The organism is Enterobacter sp. SCRI0065, assembly GCF_059766475.1.
This window is the reverse complement of record NZ_JCBAJB010000001.1, coordinates 271,432-293,209: the sequence shown is the minus strand read 5'-3', so window position 1 is coordinate 293,209 and position 21,778 is coordinate 271,432. Positions and strand designations below refer to the sequence as shown.

18 protein-coding genes are annotated in these 21,778 nt (G+C 56.4%); 8 read left to right on the top strand and 10 right to left on the bottom strand.

The annotated features are described in order from the left end of the window. The first annotated feature begins 38 nt into the window (after positions 1-38). Positions 39-491 (top strand): hypothetical protein, encoded by a 453-nt coding sequence (locus tag AC6EMZ_RS01385; protein ID WP_498400605.1) that lies wholly within the window; start codon positions 39-41, stop codon positions 489-491. 38 nt (positions 492-529) lie between these two features. Here AC6EMZ_RS01385 and AC6EMZ_RS01380 read toward each other — a convergent pair whose 3' ends face one another. Then, positions 530-1,012: a cold-shock protein gene (locus AC6EMZ_RS01380; RefSeq protein WP_498400604.1), complete on the bottom strand. Its 483-nt coding sequence runs from the start codon at positions 1,010-1,012 to the stop codon at positions 530-532. 237 nt (positions 1,013-1,249) lie between these two features. Here AC6EMZ_RS01380 and AC6EMZ_RS01375 point away from each other — a divergent pair, with 237 nt between their 5' ends. Next, on the top strand, positions 1,250-2,371 hold the full coding sequence (locus AC6EMZ_RS01375; RefSeq protein ID WP_498400603.1) for a YbdK family carboxylate-amine ligase: 1,122 nt from the start codon (positions 1,250-1,252) through the stop codon (positions 2,369-2,371). Here AC6EMZ_RS01375 and AC6EMZ_RS01370 read toward each other — a convergent pair. The 3 genes from AC6EMZ_RS01370 to AC6EMZ_RS01360 form a co-directional block, all read right to left on the bottom strand. Continuing rightward, positions 2,361-5,456 carry an efflux RND transporter permease subunit gene (locus tag AC6EMZ_RS01370; protein WP_498400602.1) on the bottom strand — a complete coding sequence of 1,032 codons (3,096 nt, stop codon included), beginning with the start codon at positions 5,454-5,456 and terminating at the stop codon, positions 2,361-2,363. The genes AC6EMZ_RS01375 and AC6EMZ_RS01370 overlap by 11 nt on opposite strands. Positions 5,457-5,465: 9 nt before the next feature. Continuing rightward, positions 5,466-6,530: an efflux RND transporter periplasmic adaptor subunit gene (locus tag AC6EMZ_RS01365; protein WP_498400601.1), complete on the bottom strand. Its 1,065-nt coding sequence runs from the start codon at positions 6,528-6,530 to the stop codon at positions 5,466-5,468. Between the two features lie 128 nt (positions 6,531-6,658). Continuing rightward, entirely contained in the window at positions 6,659-9,349 is a 2,691-nt protein-coding gene (locus AC6EMZ_RS01360) for a cation-transporting P-type ATPase (protein WP_498400599.1), read from the bottom strand. A 462-nt stretch (positions 9,350-9,811) separates the two neighbouring features. Between AC6EMZ_RS01360 and AC6EMZ_RS01355 the strand changes: the two genes are divergently transcribed. Further along, complete coding sequence (locus AC6EMZ_RS01355; protein ID WP_498400598.1) at positions 9,812-10,060, top strand: DUF1158 domain-containing protein; 249 nt, start codon at positions 9,812-9,814, stop codon at positions 10,058-10,060. Here the strand turns inward: AC6EMZ_RS01355 and AC6EMZ_RS01350 are convergent. Then, complete coding sequence (locus AC6EMZ_RS01350; RefSeq protein ID WP_498400597.1) at positions 10,046-11,614, bottom strand: alpha/beta hydrolase-fold protein; 1,569 nt, start codon at positions 11,612-11,614, stop codon at positions 10,046-10,048. The genes AC6EMZ_RS01355 and AC6EMZ_RS01350 overlap by 15 nt on opposite strands. A gap of 123 nt (positions 11,615-11,737) precedes the next feature. On the opposite strand from AC6EMZ_RS01350, the gene AC6EMZ_RS01345 reads away from it, so the two are divergent. Continuing rightward, a complete protein-coding gene (locus AC6EMZ_RS01345) occupies positions 11,738-13,882 on the top strand; it encodes a TonB-dependent siderophore receptor (RefSeq protein WP_498400596.1) in 2,145 nt (714 codons plus the stop codon). 224 nt (positions 13,883-14,106) lie between these two features. Here AC6EMZ_RS01345 and AC6EMZ_RS01340 read toward each other — a convergent pair whose 3' ends face one another. Continuing rightward, entirely contained in the window at positions 14,107-14,448 is a 342-nt protein-coding gene (locus AC6EMZ_RS01340) for a RamA family antibiotic efflux transcriptional regulator (RefSeq protein ID WP_020885132.1), read from the bottom strand. A gap of 32 nt (positions 14,449-14,480) precedes the next feature. Continuing rightward, complete coding sequence (locus tag AC6EMZ_RS01335) at positions 14,481-15,584, bottom strand: MBL fold metallo-hydrolase (protein WP_498400595.1); 1,104 nt, start codon at positions 15,582-15,584, stop codon at positions 14,481-14,483. Between the two features lie 189 nt (positions 15,585-15,773). Here AC6EMZ_RS01335 and AC6EMZ_RS01330 point away from each other — a divergent pair, with 189 nt between their 5' ends. The 3 genes from AC6EMZ_RS01330 (at position 15,774) to nfsB (ending at position 17,496) form a co-directional block, all read left to right on the top strand. Next, the gene (locus AC6EMZ_RS01330) at positions 15,774-16,364 is read left to right on the top strand and encodes a TetR/AcrR family transcriptional regulator (RefSeq protein ID WP_498400594.1); all 591 of its coding nucleotides are present in this window, start codon (positions 15,774-15,776) and stop codon (positions 16,362-16,364) included. Continuing rightward, positions 16,354-16,722 (top strand): MmcQ/YjbR family DNA-binding protein, encoded by a 369-nt coding sequence (locus tag AC6EMZ_RS01325; protein ID WP_498400593.1) that lies wholly within the window; start codon positions 16,354-16,356, stop codon positions 16,720-16,722. Before AC6EMZ_RS01330 ends, AC6EMZ_RS01325 begins: the two co-directional genes overlap by 11 nt. A 120-nt stretch (positions 16,723-16,842) precedes the next feature. Continuing rightward, a complete protein-coding gene (gene nfsB / locus AC6EMZ_RS01320) occupies positions 16,843-17,496 on the top strand; it encodes an oxygen-insensitive NAD(P)H nitroreductase (protein ID WP_498400592.1) in 654 nt (217 codons plus the stop codon). Between the two features lie 28 nt (positions 17,497-17,524). On the opposite strand, the gene AC6EMZ_RS01315 is transcribed toward nfsB, so the two are convergent. From AC6EMZ_RS01315 to AC6EMZ_RS01305, 3 genes are all read right to left on the bottom strand, one after another. After that, the gene (locus tag AC6EMZ_RS01315; protein ID WP_498400591.1) at positions 17,525-18,127 is read right to left on the bottom strand and encodes a hypothetical protein; all 603 of its coding nucleotides are present in this window, start codon (positions 18,125-18,127) and stop codon (positions 17,525-17,527) included. 153 nt (positions 18,128-18,280) lie between these two features. Next, the gene (locus tag AC6EMZ_RS01310) at positions 18,281-19,315 is read right to left on the bottom strand and encodes a DUF2157 domain-containing protein (protein ID WP_498400589.1); all 1,035 of its coding nucleotides are present in this window, start codon (positions 19,313-19,315) and stop codon (positions 18,281-18,283) included. Positions 19,316-19,339: 24 nt separating this feature from the next. Beyond that, entirely contained in the window at positions 19,340-20,218 is an 879-nt protein-coding gene (locus tag AC6EMZ_RS01305) for a helix-turn-helix transcriptional regulator (RefSeq protein ID WP_498400588.1), read from the bottom strand. Positions 20,219-20,325: 107 nt separating this feature from the next. Here AC6EMZ_RS01305 and AC6EMZ_RS01300 point away from each other — a divergent pair, with 107 nt between their 5' ends. After that, positions 20,326-21,762: an MFS transporter gene (locus AC6EMZ_RS01300; protein WP_498400586.1), complete on the top strand. Its 1,437-nt coding sequence runs from the start codon at positions 20,326-20,328 to the stop codon at positions 21,760-21,762. The last annotated feature ends 16 nt before the right edge of the window (positions 21,763-21,778 follow it).

The window sequence follows — 21,778 nt, the reverse complement described above, 5'->3', positions numbered from 1 at the left end:
CATAACATGATTAATTTTTTGCATACGGAGGATGCTAAATGGCTACTATCCCAGCAATGTCTAAAACGCTCTCTGAAGAAAGCGTTGTTCACCATCTGATCCACATGCCGCTTCCAGCTTCTGCGGATCTCTTCGAACTGGCCGAACTCTGCACCGCCTATGTCAGCGTGTTGCTTGAAACAGACGATCGCCCAACGCGCACTACGCTTTGTGAACGCCTGCTTCAGGCGCTCGCACACCTGCGGGAACGTTGCGATACCGATCTCCCGCCATATCTTGTGGAAAGGCTTATTGCCGGTGAGAAAATGTCCTCCTGCGTACCGGATTGCTGGCAGGAAACGGCGTTACAGGTAGATTATGCGCTGGCGTTAACACAGGCTGTGATGGGTGGGAAATTGCCTGCTAACGTAGAAAACGATCTCACCAGGCTGCTGCATGATATGGTCTGGCTGCTGGCGGAGTTCGTGAGGGAGCCGAAATTCAGCGAATAGCTGGCACAGGATTTCGGCACACAATCAGCCTGAATGACTCAGACTTTCAGCATTTTCACGGTGGCTTCGATGTCGATCTCATCTTCTGAGAAGATGTGCGTCGTTCCCTGGAAAGTGGTGATCGCCAGTTGTTTCACCGCGCGCATTTCGCCGGGTTGCGGGGCTGATTTCGGTCTGATGTTGCCCATCAATAATCCCACTGACAGCACCGCATTCTCTTTGTCGATGCGGGTATCGGCTGGAATTTCTTCGCTGTAAACCACGAAAGACTTGATCGAGGTAAGCTTAAGGCGCTCGCCCGCAATATAGATGTATTTGTTTTCCGGCAGCACCTTCACGGCAAACGCCGACAGGCCCTTGTTGTTGGTGGTCGGTTCAAAGGTCACCGCCGCATCTTTCTTGATCAGATCAGGGTTGGCGACCTTAATCACATGAAAATAGCGGTTATCACCGTTTTCATCTTTGATAAATCCAAAACCTTTGTCTTCAAACCAGGTTGTGATTGTTCCGTTCATCGCCATTACCGCCTAATTAATCGTTCATCAACACAATTTTTGCAGCGCGCAGTGTAATGCACATTGCCTGCGCAGACCACGTCTTTGGGTTAAGTGTGGATGATAAATTTGCGCGGTGCGAGCGAACACGTTGAGATCCTGACCGCGGTATGTCTCGTCCGGTGTTGCATCGCCCACCTTCGCGCAAAAGGCGAATCAACGCTGTTGTCTATACTCATCTCATTAACGACAACGGAGCACGCCATGCCTCTACCCGACTTTCACTCTTCCGATCCTTTTACTCTCGGCATTGAGCTGGAACTGCAGGTGGTGAATCCGCCGGGTTACGACCTCAGCCAGGACTCCTCGGCGCTGATTGCCGCCGTCAAAAACGACATCAAAGCCGGTGAGGTTAAGCACGACATCACCGAAAGCATGCTCGAAATCGCCACTGGCGTGTGTCACAACATCGATCAGGCGGCGGCGCAGTTTTCCGCCATGCAGCAGGCGATTCTGCGCGCGGCAACGGAGCAGCATATTCAGATTGCCGGTGGAGGCACGCATCCTTTCCAGAAGTGGCAGCGCCAGGAGGTGTGCGACGATGAGCGCTACAACCATAATCTGGAGCTGTTCGGTTATTTGATATTACAGGCGACCGTTTTTGGTCAGCACGTGCATGTGGGTTGTCGAAACGGTGACGATGCCATTTACCTGCTGCACGGGCTCTCGCGTTTTGTACCGCACTTTATCGCCCTCTCGGCCTCGTCACCCTATATGCAAGGCAGCGACACCAAATTTGCTTCATCGCGCCTGAATATTTTCTCAGGATTTCCGGATAACGGCAAAATGCCCTGGGTGAGCAACTGGCAAGCGTTCGAAGGGCTATTTCGCCGCCTGAGCTATACCAGCATGATCGAAACCATCAAAGACGTACACTGGGATATTCGCCCCAGTCCGCATTTTGGTACGGTCGAGGTGCGGGTAATGGATACCCCGCTAACGCTGTCGCACGCCATTAATATTGCCGGGCTGATTCAGGCAACCGCGCACTGGCTGCTGACCGAACGGCCCTACAAGCATCAGGAACAGGACTATCTGTTGTATAAATTTAATCGGTTCCAGGCCTGCCGCTACGGCTTAGACGGCCTTCTGACCGACGTAAATACCGGCGAGCAGAAAACCATCGCTGAAGATCTGAAAGGGTTGCTGGAGCGCGTCGCACCGTCAGCCGAAAAGCTGGGCGGTGCGAGCGCGATTCAGGAAATTGCCCTGATGCTGAAACAGGGCAAAAGCGAGGCGCAGCGGATGCGGGACTTTATTGCCGACGGCGGCTCGCTTATCTCCCTGGTACAGAAGCACTGCGAGCTGTGGGCGACTAGTCCGTAAGCTTATGTCCCCACTCGCGCAGGCGCTGGAACAGCACAAACAGCGCCGGGATAAACACAATGCCCACCACGGTCGCCACCAGCATGCCGCTGAACACCGTGGTCCCAATAATACGGCGGCTCTGCGCACCCGCGCCGGTCGCCAGCATCATCGGCAGTACGCCGATAATAAACGAGACGGCGGTCATCATCACCGCGCGGAAGCGGCGCGACGCCCCTTCGCGGGCGGCATCGATAATCGGCATCCCTTCCATGCGCCGCGCGCGGGCAAATTCCACGATCAGGATAGCGTTTTTCGCCGCCAGGGCGATCAACAAGACCAGCCCAATCTGCACGTACACGTCGTTCGCATATCCCGCAATCCATAGCCAGACCAGCGCCCCACCGATGGCGAATAGCACCGAGAGCATCACGCTCGCGGGCAGCGTCCAGCTCTCGTACTGCGCCACAAGGAACAGCCACGCCATGACTACCGCCGCCAGCACGATCCACATCGCCTGGTTGCCGGTCTGCTGCTCCTGATAAGACATGCCGCTCCACGCATAGTCGTAACCATCAGGCAGGTTGTCTGCCAGCAGTTGGCCCATCACCACCATCGCCGTGCTACTGCTGACACCCTCTGCCGCCATACCGCTGACCGATACCGACGGGAACTGGTTGTATTGTTGCAGGAACGGCGCGCCCACGGTCGGCGTAATCGTGACCAGGTTGCTCAGGCGCACCCGCTCGCCATTATTGCTGCGCACGTACAGGTCGCTGATTTGCTCGGCGCGCTCGCGCCACTGCATCTCGTTTTGCATCACCACGTGGTAGACGCGGTTGTTGATGCTGAAATCCCCGGCACGGGTACCGCCGAAAGCGGTTTGCAGGCTAGAGAAGATGCGCGAAACCGGCACGTCGAGCCGGGCCGCGCGCTCGCGATCGACCGTCAAAGTCAGTTGCGGCACGTTGCTGCTCCAGGTCGTAAACACGCGGTTAAGCTGCGGATCCTGATTCGCTTTCGCCAGAACCTGACGCGTGACGGCTTCCAGTTCCGCCGGGCTTTGTCCCGCCTGCGCCTGAATGCGCAGGTCAAAGCCCGACGCGTTGCCCAGGCCCGGCAGCGTCGGCGGCGCGAAGGTCATAATGGTCGCTTCCGGCAGGGCCAACAGCTGGCGCTGCAAGGTGCCCATGACGTCGTCGAGCGGCGGGCGCTCGCTCCAGTCCTTGAGCATTACCGAGATAAACCCACCGTTTGAGGCGCTGGTCCCGTTAAGAATGTTAAAACCAGAGACCTGAATCACATCCTCGACCGCCGGATTGGCGGCGATTAGCGCGCGAGCGGTGGTCATCACCGCCTCGGTACGCTCCAGCGACGCCGCTTCCGGCAGTTGCACGCTGGCGAAGAAGTAACCCTGATCCTCCTGCGGCAGGAAGCCTTTCGGCATGGCGGTAAAACTGAATACCACCACCGCAGCGGCACCCGCCGTAGCAAGCAGCGCAATCCACGGGCGCAGGTTGAACACGGTGACGACCCTGGCATAGGTGTGACGCGTAGCGTCCAGCCCACGGTTGAACACGCGGAACACCGCCGCCGGACGCGTGGTGCGCGGGCGCAGCAGCATAGCGCACAGCGCAGGAGTTAGCGTCAGGGCGACCAGGCTTGAGAGCGTGACGGCAGTAGAGAGCGTAACCGCAAACTGGCGGTACAGCTCGCCCACAATCCCCGGCAGCAGCGCCACCGGCACAAACACCGCCAGCAGCACCAGCGTGGTGGCAATCACCGGCCCGGCAATCTGACGCAGCGCCAGCGCAGTGGCGGCAGTGCGGCTCTGCCCTTCGGCCATCAGAGTTTCGACGTTTTCGACCACCACGATGGCGTCATCCACTACCATGGTGAGCGCCAGAATAATGGCGAACAGGCTGAGCGTATTCGCGGAGTAACCCAGGGCGTAGAGCACCGCGAAGGTCCCCACCAGCGAAACCGGTATCGCCAGGGTGACAATTAGCGTGGCACGCCAGCTTTGCAGGAACAGCGAGACCACCACCACCACGGCCAGCATCGTCAGCGCCAGCGAAACCCCAATCTCTTTGATGGTCGCCGCGACGAACTCGGTCGTGTCGAACTTGACCTCATATTTCAAATCGTCCGGGAATCGCGATGACAGCCGTTCCAGCTCGGCACGTACGACCTCTGCGACGCGCAGAGCGTTAGCGGACGGCGTTGGGTAAATGCCCATATAGGCAGAAACGTGGCCGTTCAGCTGTGCGCCTGAACTGTAGCTGCGCGAGCCCAGTTCGATGGTGGCGACATCCTGCAGGCGCACCAGTTGCCCCATCTCTCCGGCGCGAATAATGATATTGCCAAAGTCATCGGCCTGATTCAGACGCCCCAGGCCGTTGATGGTCAGAGTTTGCTGCTGGCCGTTAAATACCGGCGGTGTGCCAACCTGCCCCGCCGCGCCCTGCACGTTCTGCTCACGCAGCGCCTGCGAGACATCGTCCGTGGTGACATTGAGCGCGTTCATCCGATCCGGTCGCAGCCAGATGCGCATGCTGTAGTCACGCGCGCCAAACATCTGCACTTGCCCGACACCGGGCAGACGCGAGAGCGCCTCCAGCACCTGCGTGCTGGCGTAGTTACTGACGAACAGCGGAGAATGCGTGCCGTTCGGTGAGTAAAGGCTCACCCCCATCATCAGGTTGGTGGCGCGCTTACGTACCTGCACGCCGTTTTGCTGTGCTTCGGAGGGCAACTGGGCTACGGCTTGCGCCACGCGGTTTTGCACGTCGATAGCCGCCAGATCCGGGTCGGTGCCTGCGGCAAAGGTGATGTTCAGGCTGTACGCCCCTTCATCGGAGCTGGTCGATTCCATGTACAGCATGTGGTCCACGCCGTTGAGCTGGGTTTCGAGTGGCGTGGCGATGGCCTCCGCCACGTCAGCCGAGCTGGCCCCCGGCCAACTGGCCGACACGTTCACTACCGGCGGCGTGATCTGCGGATATTGCTCCACGGGAATGATTCTAAGAGCGATGGCCCCAAGCAGGGTGATGACCAGCGCAATCACCATCGCGAAACGCGGGCGTTCAATAAAAAACGTCAGCATGATGGCTCCTTAAGGCAAAATCTGAACGGCAGCGCCGGGCTGCAACCGTTGCGCGCCATCGGTGACCACGCGCTCGTTCGGCTTGACGCCGCTGTTGATCGTAAACTGCTGGCCAACCTGTCCGGCCACCGTCAGCGGACGTCGTTCCGCTTTGCTCTCGTCATTCACCACCCAGGCAAAGAAGCCATCGCCGTTTTGCTGAACCGCTGCCGCCGGGAGCATTAACGTCTCCTGCCCGGCCTGCGGGCGCAGGATCACGTTGACGTTACCGCCGGGAAGCAGGCGATGCTGCGGATTGGCAAATTCGGCGCGCATCATCACGCTGGCGGTTCGAGGATCGATGCGGTTATCCACCGAGGTCAGCGTGCCGTTTTCACGCCGATCGCCGTTCTGGATCTGTGCCATCCACGCCTCTTTCAGCGCCGTGAGATTGGCATGTTCAACGGCCTTGGCCGCAAACGCCCCCTCTTCCAGCGCAAAGGCGATGCGAACCGGATCGAGTTGCACAATGTCCACCAGCACGCCGCTCGACGGATTCACCAGGCTGCCAACGTGATACTGGCTGTGCCCGACACGCCCATTAATCGGCGAGGTGATGCGGGTAAATCCGAGCGTCACGTTGCGCGCTTCAAGACGGGCTTTGGCCTGCTCCAGCGCAGCGCGAGCCACGTCGCGTTGCATGAGCGCATTATCGACGTCGTGGCGGCTGATAGCATTACTGGTGCCGAGGCTCTGAAAACGGGTGAGCTGTTGCTGGGCCTGACGCAGCGTGGCCTCGGCGCTGTTGACCTCCGCCTGCGCCAGACGCACCGCCGCGCGCGGCTCCGCGTCGTCAAGCTCAAACAGCACGTCGCCCTGTTTCACGGTTTGCCCGTCGCGGAAATGCATTTTGGTGATGACGCCTTCCGTGCGTGCGCGCAGCTCAACCGTGTGGATAGCCTCGATGCGGCCCGGGATCTGGCGCTCGGGGGCGTGGATCGCCTGTTCGACGGTAGCGACGCGCACCGGAACGGCAGCGGCAAAGGCGGGTTGCAGGGTACAGACGAGGAGCGCGCACAGGACAGGAATTTTCATGGCGTTTATCTCAGAAAATGTTTCCCCTCACCCCGACCCTCTCCCCAGAGGGGCGAGGGAGAGTACCAGACTGTCCCCTCTCCCCTTTGGGGAGAGGGTTAGGGTGAGGGGTAAGGTGTTAACGTTCGTTACGCAGTCTTACGGAACCTGCGGGTCAGTCGCTTCTCGATTTCAACGATAAAGAACATCACGCCAGCAATCGCCAGGGTCACAAACCAGTAGCGCAGCGGCAGGGCTTCGGTGCCAAACAGCATCTGCATAAACGGCAGGTAGATAATCGCCAATTGCAGCAGAAGCAGCACACCGGTCACCAGCCAGATGCCTTTATTTGCCAGCAGGCCGCGGTTCAGAGAGAACCCATCCGCGTTGCGGCAGTTGATCATGTACACCCACTGGGCGCTGACCAGCATTTGCAGCAGTACGGTACGGATAAACTCGGCGCTATGGCCGCGCGGCGCGAGCCAGGCTTCCAGCGCAAAGGCCGCTATCGCAATCATAGTTCCCACGAAGGCCACTCGCCACACGGCGAAGGCATCCATCACGTGCTGTCCGGTCTCACGCGGCGGACGCTTCATGATATTACGCTCGGCGGCTTCAAAGGCCAGGCCGAAGGAGAGCGTGGCGGACGTCGCCATGTTCATCCATAAAATCAGCACTGGCGTCAGCGGAATGATGTTCCCCGCCAGCAGCGCAATCACAATCAGCAGGCCCTGCGCCAGGTTGGTTGGCATAATGAACAGGATGGTTTTCTTGAGGTTGTCGTAAACGCGACGCCCCTCTTTTACCGCGCCAGCGATGGTGGCGAAGTTATCGTCCGTCAGCACCATGTCGGCGGCCTCTTTGGTCACCTCGGTGCCTTTGATACCCATCGCGATACCGACATCCGCCTGACGCAGCGCGGGCGCATCGTTAACGCCATCGCCGGTCATACCGACAATTTCGCCTTTGTCCTGCAACGCTTTGACCAGGCGCAGCTTATGCTCTGGGCTGGTACGGGCGAAAATATCAAACTCAACTGCCGCATTCGCCAGCTCCGCATCGTCCATTTTCTCCAGCTGATAGCCGGTGACCGCCTGCGCGCTGTTAGTAATACCCAACATCTGGCCAATGCTCATGGCGGTCTGCGGGTGGTCACCGGTGATCATCTTCACGCGGATCCCGGCCTGCTGACAGGCGTGGATAGCGTCGATGGCTTCCGGACGCGGTGGATCCATCATTCCGGCAATGCCAAGGAAGATCAGGCCGTTTTGCAGATCGTCGTGAGTCAGCGTTTGCTCACCTGATGCGGGTTTAAACGCAGCGGCGACCATTCGCAAGCCCTGGCTTGCGTAGCGCTCCATCTCGGCTTCCCAGTACGCGCGGTCAAAGGTGCTCGCACCGTCACGGGTCAGCTGCTGGGCGCATAGGTTGAAAATCACGTCCGGCGCGCCGGTAATCAGAATCTGCTCCTCGTCACCGATGCGGTGGTGAGTGCTCATGTACTTATACTGCGAGTCGAACGGGATTTTGTTGATGAGCGCGGTCGCCAGCGGCGCAAGGTTCGCTTTGGCGGCGAGCACCTTCAGCGCACCTTCGGTTGGCCCACCGGTAATGCCCCACAGGCCGCGCTCGTCCTGAATCATCTGGCTGTCGTTACACAAATCGATGGTGCGCAGGTACTGCTCCAGAACCGTACCCGGCTGGATCTGTACCGGCTCGTCGCTGCCTTCCAGATAAATATCACCCACCGGCTCGTAGCTGTTGCCTTCTACGCGGTAGCAGCAGTCGGCGGTGATGATCGCCTTGGCGGTCATCTCGTTCATGGTCAGGGTGCCGGTTTTGTCAGAGCACACCACGGTCATTGCGCCCAGCGTTTCCACCGTCGGCAGCTTGCGGATAATCGCTTTCTTCTGCGCCATCGCCTGTACGCCGAGCGACAGGATAATGGAGATAATCGCTGGCAGACCTTCCGGTACGGAGGCCACCGCCAGGCTAATCAGGGACAGCAGCAGCTCGCCCATCGGAATGTCGCGCAGCACCATGCTGAAGACAAACAGCGCCGCCATCATTGCCAGAATAATGGCAAAGATCGCCTTGCCGAGCTTGTCCATCTGCACCAGCAGCGGCGTGCGGTGTTTTTCGATACCCGCCATCATCTGGTTGATATGACCCAGTTCCGTATCCTGGCCCGTCGCCACGACCACACCCATGCCGCCACCCGCACTCACGGTAGTGCCGGAAAACACCATATTCGTGCGATCGCCCAGCGATAATTCACCGGTCAGCGGGAGAATATGTTTATCCACCACCGTAGACTCACCGGTCAGAATCGCTTCTTCAACGCGTAAATTATGCGCTTCGATAAGACGCATATCCGCCGGAATACGATCCCCGGCGCGCAGGATAATTATATCTCCAGGGACAATATCCTTCGTTGAGATGGTTTCGTGAGCGCCATTTCGAATAACCAGCGCATCGCTGGACAGCATATTTCGAATGCTCTTCAGGGATTTTTCAGCGTTACTTTCCTGAATGTGACCAATTAATGCGTTGATAACCGCCACGCCAAGAATCACCAGCGTATCGACCCAGTGCCCCATCACGGCTGTTAATACCGCGGCCGCGAGCAGAACATAAATCAACACATCGTTAAAATGGGCGAGGAAACGTAGCCAGGCCGGTTTGCCTTTTTTCTCTGGCAATGCGTTTGGCCCGTGCTGCTGCAAACGCGCCTGCGCCTCTGCGCGGTCCAGGCCGTTAGCCTGACTCTGCATATTTGCCAGCACCTGCTCTGCGGTCTGGTGGTAGGACGGGGTTTGCGAATTCATTTTTTTTGTCATTAATGCAATTCCTTAAATTTCCGGTGGACGCAAGCCTGAATTCCTTTCTGGCTTTAATAAATTGTTTTTAGACTTGCCGGGGGAAATATTCTCCCGCAATATATTCCTGTCTGGTTGATACCATTGATTTTTACAAAATGTTTCTAAACGAAAACTAAACGAGGAGATAGCATGCTGGGTATTTATCGCGGACGGCGTCTGGCTTTGTACATAGTTGTTGCCATTGTTATTGCGACGTTAATCGGATTTAGCACCTATACGTTTGTAAAATTACTTGCCTGATAATGACAGTAATTTACAGTACGAAAGAGTAATTTAATCCTGGCGATTTTTAGGGTTATTTTTTAGAAATAAAAGGCAAATAATAAATGCGTTTCTAATAATAACCCTTTATTCGCCGGATATTGCTTTACGTTGCAAGATGCAGGACAATAACTTTTTTAACTGACGATTAACATTTATATGAAACACCCGTTAGAATCGCTGTTAACGGCGGGCGGAATCCTGCTTATGGCTTTGATTTCGTGTTTGCTGCTCCCGGCCCCTTCCCTTGGGCTGGTGCTGGCGCAGAAGCTGGTCGCCACCTTTCACCTGATGGATCTGAACCAGCTCTACACCATTCTGTTCTGCCTGTGGTTTGTGATGCTCGGCGCCGTTGAGTTTTTCGTTCTGCGTTTCATCTGGCGCCGCTGGTTTTCACTGGCTGCGTAGTCCGGTTAAATCGCGCATGCCGTGGATCAACGCTTCGCACCAGGCCGCATAGTCGTGGCCGCTGGACCACGGATGGAAGCTCACGCGGTAGCCCTTATCGCGTAGCACCTGCTCAAAATCCTGCGTATTACGATAGATCCCACCGTTCGGCCCGCTGGTTTCAAATCGTCCGGCCTGTAGCCAAAAGCGAACCGGATACGGCGGCGACTGCTGATACTGCCGCGTCAGCCAGCCCGGTGCTTCACCCTGCGGCGCCCACCAGTACGATCCCGACAGGCTCAGTACGTTGCCAAACAGACGTGGATAACGCAGCGCCACCCATGACGAGGCAATTCCCCCGTAGCTCGACCCCGCCAGCACCGTTTTTTGCCGCTGCATCGCCATGCCCTGCCCACGCAGCCACGGCAACAGTTCGTGCGCCATAAAATCAGCAAAGTCGGGGTTAGGCGGTAACTCTTTTGCGCGACGCGCGTGATCGAGACTGTCGATAAACACCACGTTGACCGGCGGGAGATGATGACGGGCAATCAATCCGTCGAGCACGTTGGCAAAATGATACTCATCCTGATAAATCTGCCCGTCGAACAGCACCAGCGTCCAGCGTGCGGGCTGCGTGCCCCGTGGTTTATAGAGCATCACCTCTCGCGAATTACCCAAAATCTTACTGCTAATGCTGTGCCGCGTGAGCGTGCCTTGCACCAGCGACTGGGAGGTCGCCTGCGCCGAGCAGTAGCGCATCGGGCTCAGATCGAGCAGCGAGTAACGGTTCCAGCGATCGGCCTGTTGATCGCCATAGGTGTTGGGATTGAGCGGATCGGCCTGAGCGCTGACCAAAATAGCGCGGCGTTGATCGCGCGAGCTGCCCTCCACGCGAGGCACATCCGGGGCGAGTTTGTACTGCATGATCGTATCGGCGGGAACCACGTAGCTTCGAAACCACACGTCGGTATTGCCCAGGCGAAACAGGGGATCATGATCGCCCGCGGGTGAGCCCAGAATAAACACGTTGTTGCGTGCGCCGCGCCACAGGAAAGTGACGCGCTTGTGCGTGGCATCAAACGGCTCCACCATCGGCGTTCCCTGCCGAATCTGCGTCTGCCAGAACGCATCTGTTTCTCCACCGGCAGCAATCGTTTTAGCCAGTTTTTGCAGCGTGGGGCTTTCTGGCTCAAGAATTTGCGTACGAGGCAGTGGCAAGGTTTCTTTCATCCGCCACTCAAAACGCCACGGCTGGCCTTCTTCGCCATGTAAAACCAAAGAGGTGCTCTGCTGTACCGGAAGCGCAAACAGCAAGGAGTGTTCACCATCGCCAGGGCCGTTTTCAATCAGCGTGCGTATGCGACGGTTTTGCTCGTCCAGCAGGTTTGCGTCCGTCACCCCTTTTAGCGTGGCGGAGACATAGTTTTCGCCAAGCGCGGGAAGCACAAAACAGACCTCCCCACTGGCATCAAACTTGCCCTGTTGCTCGCCCTGAATGGACGAATGTTCGCACGTTGCCGCCATCGCTGGCAGCGTACTTATCCCTAACAGCAACCCACTCCACGCCCTTTTCATTCAACCCCATTCCCCACCATTATTTGCCACCAACGCTAATGCAAATGGTAATAATTTGCAATATCATCTGGCGAGTTATTCAGGTGTTTTAATGGCGATAGCAACCAAGGAAATATCACTAACATGTTTAAAAATAATAAGATAATGCAGCTCTGGGTCATGAGTCTGGCCGCCGGTAGCATGGTGGCGCAGGCACAAACGAAAGAAGAAACGATGGTGGTTACGGGAACGGCAAGTCAGGAACCGACCGCGCCAGTGAAAGGCATCGTGGCGACGAAAACGTTGTCTGCGACCAAAACCAGTGCGGAAATCGTGAAGACACCGCAGTCAGTTTCCGTCATTACCCGCGATCAAATGGAGCAGCTTGATGTCACATCCGTGTCACAGGCACTGCGCTATTCGGCGGGCGTGTTTACCGAATATCGCGGATCGTCCAACCGTAATGACGAAGTGTTTGTGCGCGGCTTTAGCTACGTGCCGAAATACCTCGACGGCCTAAGCTTTGGCGCGACCGCCTCTTCGCAAACCGGCAGCGTCGATCCGTGGCTGCTGGAGCGCGTAGAGCTGGTGCGTGGCCCGGCGTCCGTGTTGTTCGGCCAGGTTAATCCCGGCGGGCTAATTAGCATGACCAGCAAGCGCCCGACCAGCGAACCGATTCATAACATACAGTTCCGTACCGGCAATAACGACCTGGCAGAAGGTGCATTTGACTTCGGCGGACCGCTCAGCGACGACGGCCGCGTGCTGTACCGCGTAAACGGCATCGCCCGCACGCAGCATAACCAGGTTGAAGATTATAAAGAGACGCGCATGGCGATTGCCCCGGCGATCACCTGGTATCCGAACGATCAGACCCGCTTTACGCTGCTGACCAGCTACCAGAAAGATCCGGACGCGGGATATCGTAACTTCCTGCCGGCTTACGGCACAGTGACCAGCGCCGACGGTAAATACATCCCACGCGACTTTAACGTCAGCGATCCGGATTACAACCAGTCCTGGCGCGAACAGACCATGATCGGTTACGAACTGGAGCATCAGTTTGCCGACAACCTGACCTTCCGTCAGAACGCACGTTACGCCACCATCAAGCAAAAATACCGTTATCTGGTGTATGCCAATAGCGCGGCAAACAGCACCGTGCTGACGCGCCGCGCTCAGCATGAAGCGCGCACCACCAACGAGTTTGGCCTGGATAACCAGCTGGAATATCTGCTGAATACCGGTGAAGTGAGCCATACGTTGCTCGGCGGGCTGGACTACAAAACCAGCAAAGATAAACAACTGCTGGAACGCGGTATGGGGTCGCAGTACGACATGGACTGGACGAACCCGGTATATGGTATCAACGTTGATGAAAGCACTTTCAGCACGGCTACCGACGAACAGCAAAACCTGGATCAGATGGGCCTGTATTTGCAGGATCAGATGAGCTGGAACAGCTGGGAATGGCTGGTTTCCGGGCGCTACGACTGGAGCGAAGTGCGCACCAATGACTTTACCGACGACAGCTTTACCCAGCAGAACGATAACAAATTCACCTGGCGTACCGGCCTGCTGTACGCGTTCGACTTTGGCCTGTCACCGTATATCAGCTACAGCACCTCGTTCGAGCCAAGCCTGCAAACCAACCGCGCACCTGGCGTGGCACCGTTTAAGCCAACCACCGGCGAGCAAACGGAAATCGGCCTGAAGTATCAGCCGGTCGATTCCACGCTGATGACGTTAGCACTGTACGATTTAACCCAGGACAACGTGACGACCTACAACAGCGCCGAAGGCTGGTTTGAAAATGCGGGTAAAGTGCAGTCCAAAGGGGTAGAAGCTGAGATTCACTCTACGGTGATGGATAACATCAACCTGATAGGCTCGTATACCTATATCGATGCCACGACCAAGAGCACCACGGTAGCGGGAACCGAAGGCAAAACGCCAGCGCGTATTCCGGCGCATATGGCCTCTGCGTTCGCCAGCTATACCGTTCCGGGTGGCGCGTTGAAAAGCCTGACCGCAGGCGTAGGCATGCGCTATATCGGCACCAGCTACGGCGATGCGAAAAACACCTTTAAAGTGGGGTCGGTGGATCTGTATGACGCAATGGTGAGCTATGAGCTGGGTGAGCTAAACGTCAGCCTGAAAGGCGCGAGCGTTCAGTTCAACGTCAATAACGTGGCGGATACGAAATACGTAGCGTCCTGCGCCAGCGATACCGCGTGCTTCTACGGCATTGGCCGGACGATGACGGCGACGGTGAATTATAGCTGGTAAATTGTGCGGTCTGGGGTCCTCATCCTCACCCAGAGGGGATGAGAGTTCCCCAGAAAATTTGCCTACAAAAGCGATTTACATTGTTTCAGTAGAATTAAGTACTTACAGCGATGCTCTGGTCCGGCTGTAAATCGCTGAGTCGTTTCCTGAAGGCTGGGGAGAGGGGACGGTTTCGTGCAACGATTATTACTGGGGATCCCTCCCCCAGGGTAGAGAGAAATAACTCAGTGCGTCCGACTGTGATTTTCCTTGCGATACGCCCCCGGCGGCTGATTAAACGTGCGGGTAAAGATACGCGTAAAGGTCTGCTGAGAATCAAACCCATAGCGCAGACAGATATCGTACACGCGCTCGTCCGACTCGCGCAGATCGCGCGCCGCCAGCAGCAATTTGCGCTCGCGGATATAGCGCCCCAGGCTTTCGCCTTTGTATTGCATAAATAAGCGCTGGAGATGCCATTTGGAGTACCCGGCGTGGCGTGCAATCTCTTCAATGCGCAGCGGCTGATGAAGATTGTCGTCGATCCACTCGACGATAGTATCGATAACCTGAGCGGAAATAGTCATGCTGTTCTCCCCCTCGACTGCCTGATTAATCATCATTCCCACCACGCCCGAAATTGCTGCGTCGCATCATTAACCTGCACCGGCTCGCCGAGTTCTGGCGTCAACAAGCGATAGTTTTTGTTTTTGCTGGCCTTCGCCAACTGAATCAATGGATCGTTCCAGGTGTGCTTCGCCAGCACAAAGCGCCCGTTATGACCTGGTACCACGGCTTTGGCATTGATATCCGCCGAGGCCTGCGCGGTTTCATCCGGCAGCATGTGGATGTACTTCCAGTCCTGGTCATACTGACCGTTTTCCATGATCGCTACGTCCACTTCGCCAAACTGATCGCCAATCGCCTTAAAGTGCGGGCCATAACCGGAATCACCGCTGTAGTAGATTTTTTGCTCAGGGGTAACAAACATAAAGCTGGCCCACAGCGTCTGGTTGCGCTTTAAGCCACGCCCGGAGAAATGACGCGCGGGCAGCACGTGCACCGTCAGTTCATCGGTGATGCGCAGCGACTGGTTCCAGTCGCGCTCGTCGATAATGTTCGGGTTCATACCCCAATAACGCAGGTGCGACCCGACACCCAGCGGCGTGACCACGCGTTTCACCTTCGGCATCAGCGCCTTGATGGTGGCATAATCCAGATGATCGTAATGATCGTGCGAGATAATCAGCAGGTCGATCTCTGGCATCGACTCGGCGCGCCACGGGTATTCCCCGTCGAAAGCTTTATTGAGGAATGAAAACGGCGCGGCGTAGTTGCTCAGCACCGGGTCAATCAGGATGCGTTTCCCGGCCAGTTGCAGATACCAGGAAGAATGCCCGAGCCAGACCAGCGTGTCCTGTTCCAGCGGCAGACTGGCAAGATCGGTCTTCACCAGCGGCAGCGGCTTTGCCGGACGGGCATTTTCGGTTTTGGTGGTCAAAAACTCCCACATCGCCACCAGCATATTTTTGTCGCCGTTGTAACCCGGCGTGGGCAAGGTATTGTGAAACTGCCCTTCCCGATAATGGGGCGACGCCTCCACTTCGCTGAGCTGCTCACCCTGCGGCGGCTGACCAAATCCGGCATTGAGTACAAACGGTAAACTCGCCGCTGAAGCAATAATCATGACAAACACCACGCTAACAATAAGAGGCTTCTTCATATCCTGACCCGATGACGCGCTCCGTCCGATGGTTAACGCGGTTGAGCTTGATTATGAGTGAGTAAGCACTCATTATAGATACGATGAATATATCGTCAAGACGTTTTCGATCTTTGACATTCCGCGTTGCAGCGTGACAAAGCACGTGTTTCAATCAGGGTTTTTATTATTGACATGAGGGGAAAATGAGTGGCACGTCCGAAGAGTGAGGATAAAAAACAAGCGTTACTGGAAGCGGCCACCGTCGCCTTTGCGCAGTCCGGCATTGCGGCATCAACCGCGTTGATTGCCCGTAGTGCGGGCGTCGCCGAAGGCACGCTGTTTCGCTATTTTGCTACCAAAGACGATCTGCTTAATGCCCTCTACCTGCATCTGAAACAAGATCTTTGCCAGACCATGCTCGCCAATCTGGATCGCGCGCTGAGCACCCCGAAAGAACATACCCGCAATATCTGGAACAGCTACGTTGACTGGGGCATTCGCAACCCCATTGCCCACGGTGCCATTCGCCAGTTGGGCGTGAGCGAGAAAATCAACGCCGAAACAGAACAGGCGGTACACGAGATGTTCCCGGAACTCCACGAGCTGTGCCGTCGCTCTGTGCGCCAGGTGTTTATGTCCGATGAATTTAAATCCTTCGGTGATGCCATTTTCTTATCGCTCGCCGAAACCACCATGTCATTCGCCACCCGCGATCCGTCCCGGGCGACGGAATTTAAGGCCCTTGGATTTGAATCCATGTGGCGCGCGCTCGCTATCGAGGATGTTAATGGACAGTAAATCCCTACAGGAACATGCCAAACGCGTGGCGCTGGAGCAGCCGTTTACCGAGCACTGCTGGCCGTTTGGCCCGGAATATGACGTGTTCAAAGTCGGCGGCAAGATTTTTATGCTGATGGGCGTCGCCCGCGGACGGCCTCACGTTAGCCTCAAATCCGATCCCGAAAAATCGCTGTTAAATCAGCAGATTTATCGCGGCATCGAGCCTGGGTATCATCTGAGTAAGAAGCACTGGATCTCACTCTACGCGGCGGACGATATTACACCTGAGCTGGTGAGCGATCTGATTGCTGACTCGTGGAATCTGGTGGTCGATAAGTTGACGAAAAAAGAGCAAAAGCGAATTCGCCCAGACTGATTGTTCGTCACAGCCGAACAGTTTAAGCGCCCGAATCGCACTTATCATTTGCGGCTTACCCTTGTAATCTGCTTTCCTTTCGCGCCCGTGCGCGGGTGAATTTCATCATCAGGAGTTGTTATGGATATTATTTCTGTCGCCAAAAAGCGTCATTCCACCAAAGCATTCGATCCAGCCTTTAAGCTGAGCGCAGAACAGGCTGAGAAAATCAAAACTCTGTTACAGTTCAGCCCGTCCAGCACCAACTCCCAGCCGTGGCACTTTATCGTTGCCAGCACCGAAGAAGGTAAAGGGCGCGTCGCAAAATCAGCCGCCGGCACCTTTGTCTTCAACGAACGCAAAATGCTGGATGCCTCTCACGTGGTGGTCTTCTGTGCGAAAACCGCCATGGACGATGCGTGGCTTGAGCGCGTGGTCGATCAGGAAGAAACCGATGGCCGTTTTGCGACACCGGAAGCCAAAGCCGCCAACCATAAAGGCCGCTGCTACTTTGCCGACATGCACCGCGTGGATCTGAAAGACGACGACCAGTGGATGGCAAAACAGGTTTACCTGAACGTGGGTAACTTCCTGCTGGGCGTAGGCGCGCTGGATCTCGATGCAGTGCCTATTGAAGGCTTCGACGCCGCGATTCTGGATGAAGAGTTTGGCCTGAAAGAAAAAGGTTTCACCAGCCTGGTGGTGGTGCCGGTTGGCCGTCACAGCGTGGAAGATTTCAACGCGTCACTGCCGAAGTCCCGCCTGCCGCTGAGCACGATTGTGACTGAGTGCTAATATCGAATGGGCCGCTATGTGCGGCCCATTATGTTTTTCCGATCACCAACCTGCGATGCGGATGAACTTCACGATCGTAGCCCCACGCAAACGCAATCCAGCGTTCTTCCAGTTCAGCGTATGAATGAACAGGTGTTAATTGCCACTCTTCCCCTACCGTACCGTCTGCCACGCTAATCTGATAATTCATGGTAAACGCCCAATCGATCATGCGTAGCCAAAATCGTTGACCATCACCCGTTTGTTCGCTGTCAGACACAACAATGTCGTATTCGTTTAACAGCCACTGAAAGAATAATTGGGGTAGTCCGCTTATCACGCGTTGATGTACCGCGCGTGGCGTACGCCAGACCATAACTTGCGTAGCTGCACCGTGAGGATAGGTAATTTCTTTATGAAATGTCAGCCTCACGGCATACGCCGTGTAAGGTTTACCGTCATCGGTGGTCACAAGACGATATTCATCGCTATAACGCGATCTCAAGAGACGGTACCCTACAGGCAGCAAAAAACCCGGCAGATGAAAATCCTCCGTACCTCTCGCAAGGAACGCTTCGGTATGTTCAACGTTTCGGGAGATAAGGCCGAGTTTTTGGCTGAAATCTGCGGAATCAATCATCAGTGGCGACATCAGTGGTTTCTCATCGCATAAGTATAGTCCACTTTACTACTGATCAAAATGACATAGATTCAGTAGGTTGGTTTAATTCTGACCTCACCTTACGCGTTTTTAACCAACATAATAGAATCGGCGCTGATTCCCTGAAAGCCGCTCGCAAAAAGCTTATTTATCGACGCTCCCCGCGTGCCAAATCCGCTCCGCATAGCGACCTATCACCGCAAGCGAGGCCGCGAGAATCAGGAAAAACACCACCTTGTTCATCCCATCCCAGAAGTATTCGAAATAGCGTGTGTAGAGATTGATGGCGAGGAACGTCAGGCCAAAACCGCGCAGCATGCCGTCGTCGGTTTTGAGGCTGATGTAAATGCACACTATCGCTGCCACGGCGAAAAGCAGCGCCCAGGGCAGCAATGCTGCGCGGGTCATGCCGTACCAGTTGTCGATATCGTAGTTGCCAAAAATCGACATAATCCACAAGGCAACAAACAGATAGGTCAGCCCCATCGCTTTGCTGGTGGCGTAAAGATGGCGGCGTTGCAGCATCGTTCGCAGCAGCCAGCATAGCGCCAGCAATGCTCCGCCGAAGAAGATGAATCGTACCGGGTAGTTCATCCCCAGCCAGTACGCGCCCCAGCCAGACATGTAGCCTGTTTCCGCGCCAAACCAGTTACCGAGAGACAGCAAAAAGAACAGCCAGACCAGCCCCGATCGGCCAAAGAATCCCACCAGCCCGTATACCGCGCAGCCTGCAAGGAACAACGGTGCGATATGCCCGCTGCCGTTATCCAGCCGCTCTCCCAGTTGCCAGAGGGCTATCGCAGTAAACAACACGCCGAGAAAGAGAATCGACTCCGTACTGTAATGCCACTGGGTTTCTCGCCGCTGGCGGCTGAATCCCCACAGGTAAAATAGTGTAGCACTCAGCGCAGGCAGCCCAATGCGTGCGAGGGAGGAGAAAGACAAGAATTCGATAATCTGCGCCATCAGTTCGCTGTCGGCGAACAGACTGCCGATAGCGATAATCACACAGGCCATCGCGGTCCAGAAGGCGTAACGACTGAGCCGCTGCCAGTCCATCGAGACCCGCTTTAAGGTGCCAGACAGACGCTGGTGTTCATCGGCGCTTAATGCGCCCTCCTGCTCCCACTCGGTAAGTGCGCGGCGAAGGAGCCGTTCCTGTTTACGGGTGACGTTCATGTTCTGTCCCTGAATACGTTGGATTCAATTGAGTATAACAGCCTGTTCCGCCAGCCACGTTAGCGCCCGTTCCCCCACCTCATCCACCGGCAGATACACCAGCAGTCGCGAACCGTTACGCGGGGCAGAGTACCAGTACATCTGCTGCAAACTGAAATCCCCCAGTTCAGGGTGGCAGAACAGCTTCAGCTGATTTTCCACGCCACGCACGTCATTGCGCTGGTGCCACAGCGCTTCAAACTCTTCAGATACGGCAAAGAACCGTGCCAGCTTCGCTTCCCACTGCGGATCGCCACGGTGTTCCGCCATCGCCGCACGGAAGTAGGAGACAAAAATCGGCAGCACGTCGTCGCGTTTGCCCAGTCGGCTGCGCCATGCCGGATGAGTCAGAAAGAGGTAAATGCAGTTGCGGTCTTCCGCTGGGATCGCATTAAAGTCGACGCCCATAAGATGACCAAAGCTGTCGTTCCACGCCACGATATCGAAATTCGGTTTTTGGATACTGGCGGGTTTGGGCATCAGGGTATCGAGCAAACGCCTTGTGCCTTCGCTGATGCCCTCACAGCAGGCGGTCTGTGGCGCTTCACCCGGCGATAAACCGGCCAGCACAAACAGGTGTCGGGTTTCGGTGGGAGAGCATTGCAGCGCTTTTGCTACCGCCGCCATCACCACGCTGGACGGGTTAACGTCCCTGCCCTGCTCAAGCCAGGTGTACCAGGTCACGCCGACGTCGGCGAGCATGGCGACTTCTTCACGACGCAGCCCCGGCGTGCGGCGACGACCACTACGCGGCAGGCCAAGGCGCTGCGGGTCGAGGCTTTCGCGACGTGCGCGTAAAAACGCGCCAAGCTGCTTTCGGGTGTCATCCTGGAGTGAGATGACAGGTTCAGACATCAACGCCATAAATCCCCCTGCATGGTAGTACCAGTACCAGTATAAGCAAGAACTGGTACCCGTTTATTAGATAGTTGATGCTACGACCATCCGCTGAATGACGCAATGGAGTTCCCATGAATACGTCAGTTGTTTCACCGGGCCGCGCAGGCCTGATATTGCTGTTAACTGGCCAGATGCTGCCGCTGATTGATACGTCGATCACCAACGTGGCGCTGGATTCGATCACCCACTCGTTGCACGCCACCGCCACTGAACTTGAACTGATCGTCGCCCTTTACGGCGTGGCTTTTGCCGTTTGCCTGGCGCTCGGCAGCAAGCTTGGAGATAACCTCGGTCGTCGCCGCCTGTTTATGGCGGGCGTTGCCATTTTTGGTGTCGCCTCGCTGCTGTGTGGAATGTCGGGAAGCGTCGAACAATTGCTTGGCGCGCGCATCGTACAGGGCGCGGGTGCGGCGCTGATCATGCCGCAGATTCTGGCGACCCTGCACGTCACGCTGAAAGGCACTGCGCACGCCAAAGCGATCAGCCTGTTTGGTGGCATCGGCGGGATTGCCTTTATCGTCGGGCAGATGGGCGGCGGCTGGCTGGTGTCGGCGGACATCGCCGGGCTGGGCTGGCGAAATGCTTTCTTTATTAACGTGCCGATTTGCCTGGTGGTGCTGGCCTTGAGCCGTCGCTACGTGCCGGAAACCCGTCGTGATACCCCGTCGCGCATCGACTGGCTGGGCACCGCGCTGCTGGCAGTAATCCTGTGCTGTCTGCTGTTCCCGATGGCGCTCGGCCCGCAGTGGCACTGGTCGTGGCCGTTAAAGGCGGCGCTGATTGCCATTATCCCGCTGGCCCTGTTGATGGCGGCAAACGCACGTAAAAAAGAACGCGCGGGCGCGCACCCGTTAATCCCGCCGCGTTTATTGCAGTTGCACAGCATCCGCTTTGGGGTACTGATTGCGGTGCTGTTTTTCAGCGCCTGGTCCGGGTTTATGTTCTGTATGGCGCTCACCATGCAGACCGGTCTTGGCATGGCACCCTGGCAGTCGGGCAACAGCTTTATCGCTCTCGGCGTGACCTACTTTATCTCGGCGTGGTTTGCCCCGCGCCTGATTGCCCGCTATAGCACCAGTCATATTCTGCTGATCGGTCTGGCGATTCAGATTATTGGGCTGTTGGCGCTGATCGCCACCTTCCGTGTCTGGGGAATGGATAACACCGCGTTGACCTTAGCCCCGGCAACGGGTCTGGTGGGCTACGGGCAGGCGTTGATTGTGAACAGCTTTTACCGCATCGGGATGCGCGATATTCAGCCCGACGATGCCGGTGCCGCCAGCGCGATTTTGAGCACGCTGCAACAGGCCGCACTGGGCCTTGGCCCGGCGATCTTTGGCGCTATTTTGCTCCACGCGCTGCAAAGCCACCACGGGGATTACGCTCGCGCCATCGACGTCTTCTTGCTGGTTGAAACGGTGATGATGATTGGGCTGGCGCTGGCCACGCTGCGGATGCGCCATCGTCTGTGTATCCCAGTGGTCAAGCCCAGCCACGTAACAAAATAGGTCGACCTGAATTTGC

Excerpts from the sequence above, each read along its gene's own strand:
- AC6EMZ_RS01340 (WP_020885132.1), bottom strand. The coding sequence starts at position 14,448 with ATGACTATTTCCGCTCAGGTTATCGATACTATCGTCGAGTGGATCGAC.
- AC6EMZ_RS01345 (WP_498400596.1), top strand. The coding sequence starts at position 11,738 with ATGTTTAAAAATAATAAGATAATGCAGCTCTGGGTCATGAGTCTGGCC.
- AC6EMZ_RS01350 (WP_498400597.1), bottom strand. The coding sequence starts at position 11,614 with ATGAAAAGGGCGTGGAGTGGGTTGCTGTTAGGGATAAGTACGCTGCCA.
- AC6EMZ_RS01365 (WP_498400601.1), bottom strand. The coding sequence starts at position 6,530 with ATGAAAATTCCTGTCCTGTGCGCGCTCCTCGTCTGTACCCTGCAACCC.
- AC6EMZ_RS01305 (WP_498400588.1), bottom strand. The coding sequence starts at position 20,218 with ATGGCGTTGATGTCTGAACCTGTCATCTCACTCCAGGATGACACCCGA.
- AC6EMZ_RS01370 (WP_498400602.1), bottom strand. The coding sequence starts at position 5,456 with ATGCTGACGTTTTTTATTGAACGCCCGCGTTTCGCGATGGTGATTGCG.
- AC6EMZ_RS01315 (WP_498400591.1), bottom strand. The coding sequence starts at position 18,127 with ATGTCGCCACTGATGATTGATTCCGCAGATTTCAGCCAAAAACTCGGC.
- AC6EMZ_RS01380 (WP_498400604.1), bottom strand. The coding sequence starts at position 1,012 with ATGGCGATGAACGGAACAATCACAACCTGGTTTGAAGACAAAGGTTTT.
- nfsB (WP_498400592.1), top strand. The coding sequence starts at position 16,843 with ATGGATATTATTTCTGTCGCCAAAAAGCGTCATTCCACCAAAGCATTC.
- AC6EMZ_RS01355 (WP_498400598.1), top strand. The coding sequence starts at position 9,812 with ATGAAACACCCGTTAGAATCGCTGTTAACGGCGGGCGGAATCCTGCTT.
- AC6EMZ_RS01310 (WP_498400589.1), bottom strand. The coding sequence starts at position 19,315 with ATGAACGTCACCCGTAAACAGGAACGGCTCCTTCGCCGCGCACTTACC.
- AC6EMZ_RS01335 (WP_498400595.1), bottom strand. The coding sequence starts at position 15,584 with ATGAAGAAGCCTCTTATTGTTAGCGTGGTGTTTGTCATGATTATTGCT.
- AC6EMZ_RS01385 (WP_498400605.1), top strand. The coding sequence starts at position 39 with ATGGCTACTATCCCAGCAATGTCTAAAACGCTCTCTGAAGAAAGCGTT.
- AC6EMZ_RS01325 (WP_498400593.1), top strand. The coding sequence starts at position 16,354 with ATGGACAGTAAATCCCTACAGGAACATGCCAAACGCGTGGCGCTGGAG.
- AC6EMZ_RS01300 (WP_498400586.1), top strand. The coding sequence starts at position 20,326 with ATGAATACGTCAGTTGTTTCACCGGGCCGCGCAGGCCTGATATTGCTG.
- AC6EMZ_RS01360 (WP_498400599.1), bottom strand. The coding sequence starts at position 9,349 with ATGACAAAAAAAATGAATTCGCAAACCCCGTCCTACCACCAGACCGCA.
- AC6EMZ_RS01375 (WP_498400603.1), top strand. The coding sequence starts at position 1,250 with ATGCCTCTACCCGACTTTCACTCTTCCGATCCTTTTACTCTCGGCATT.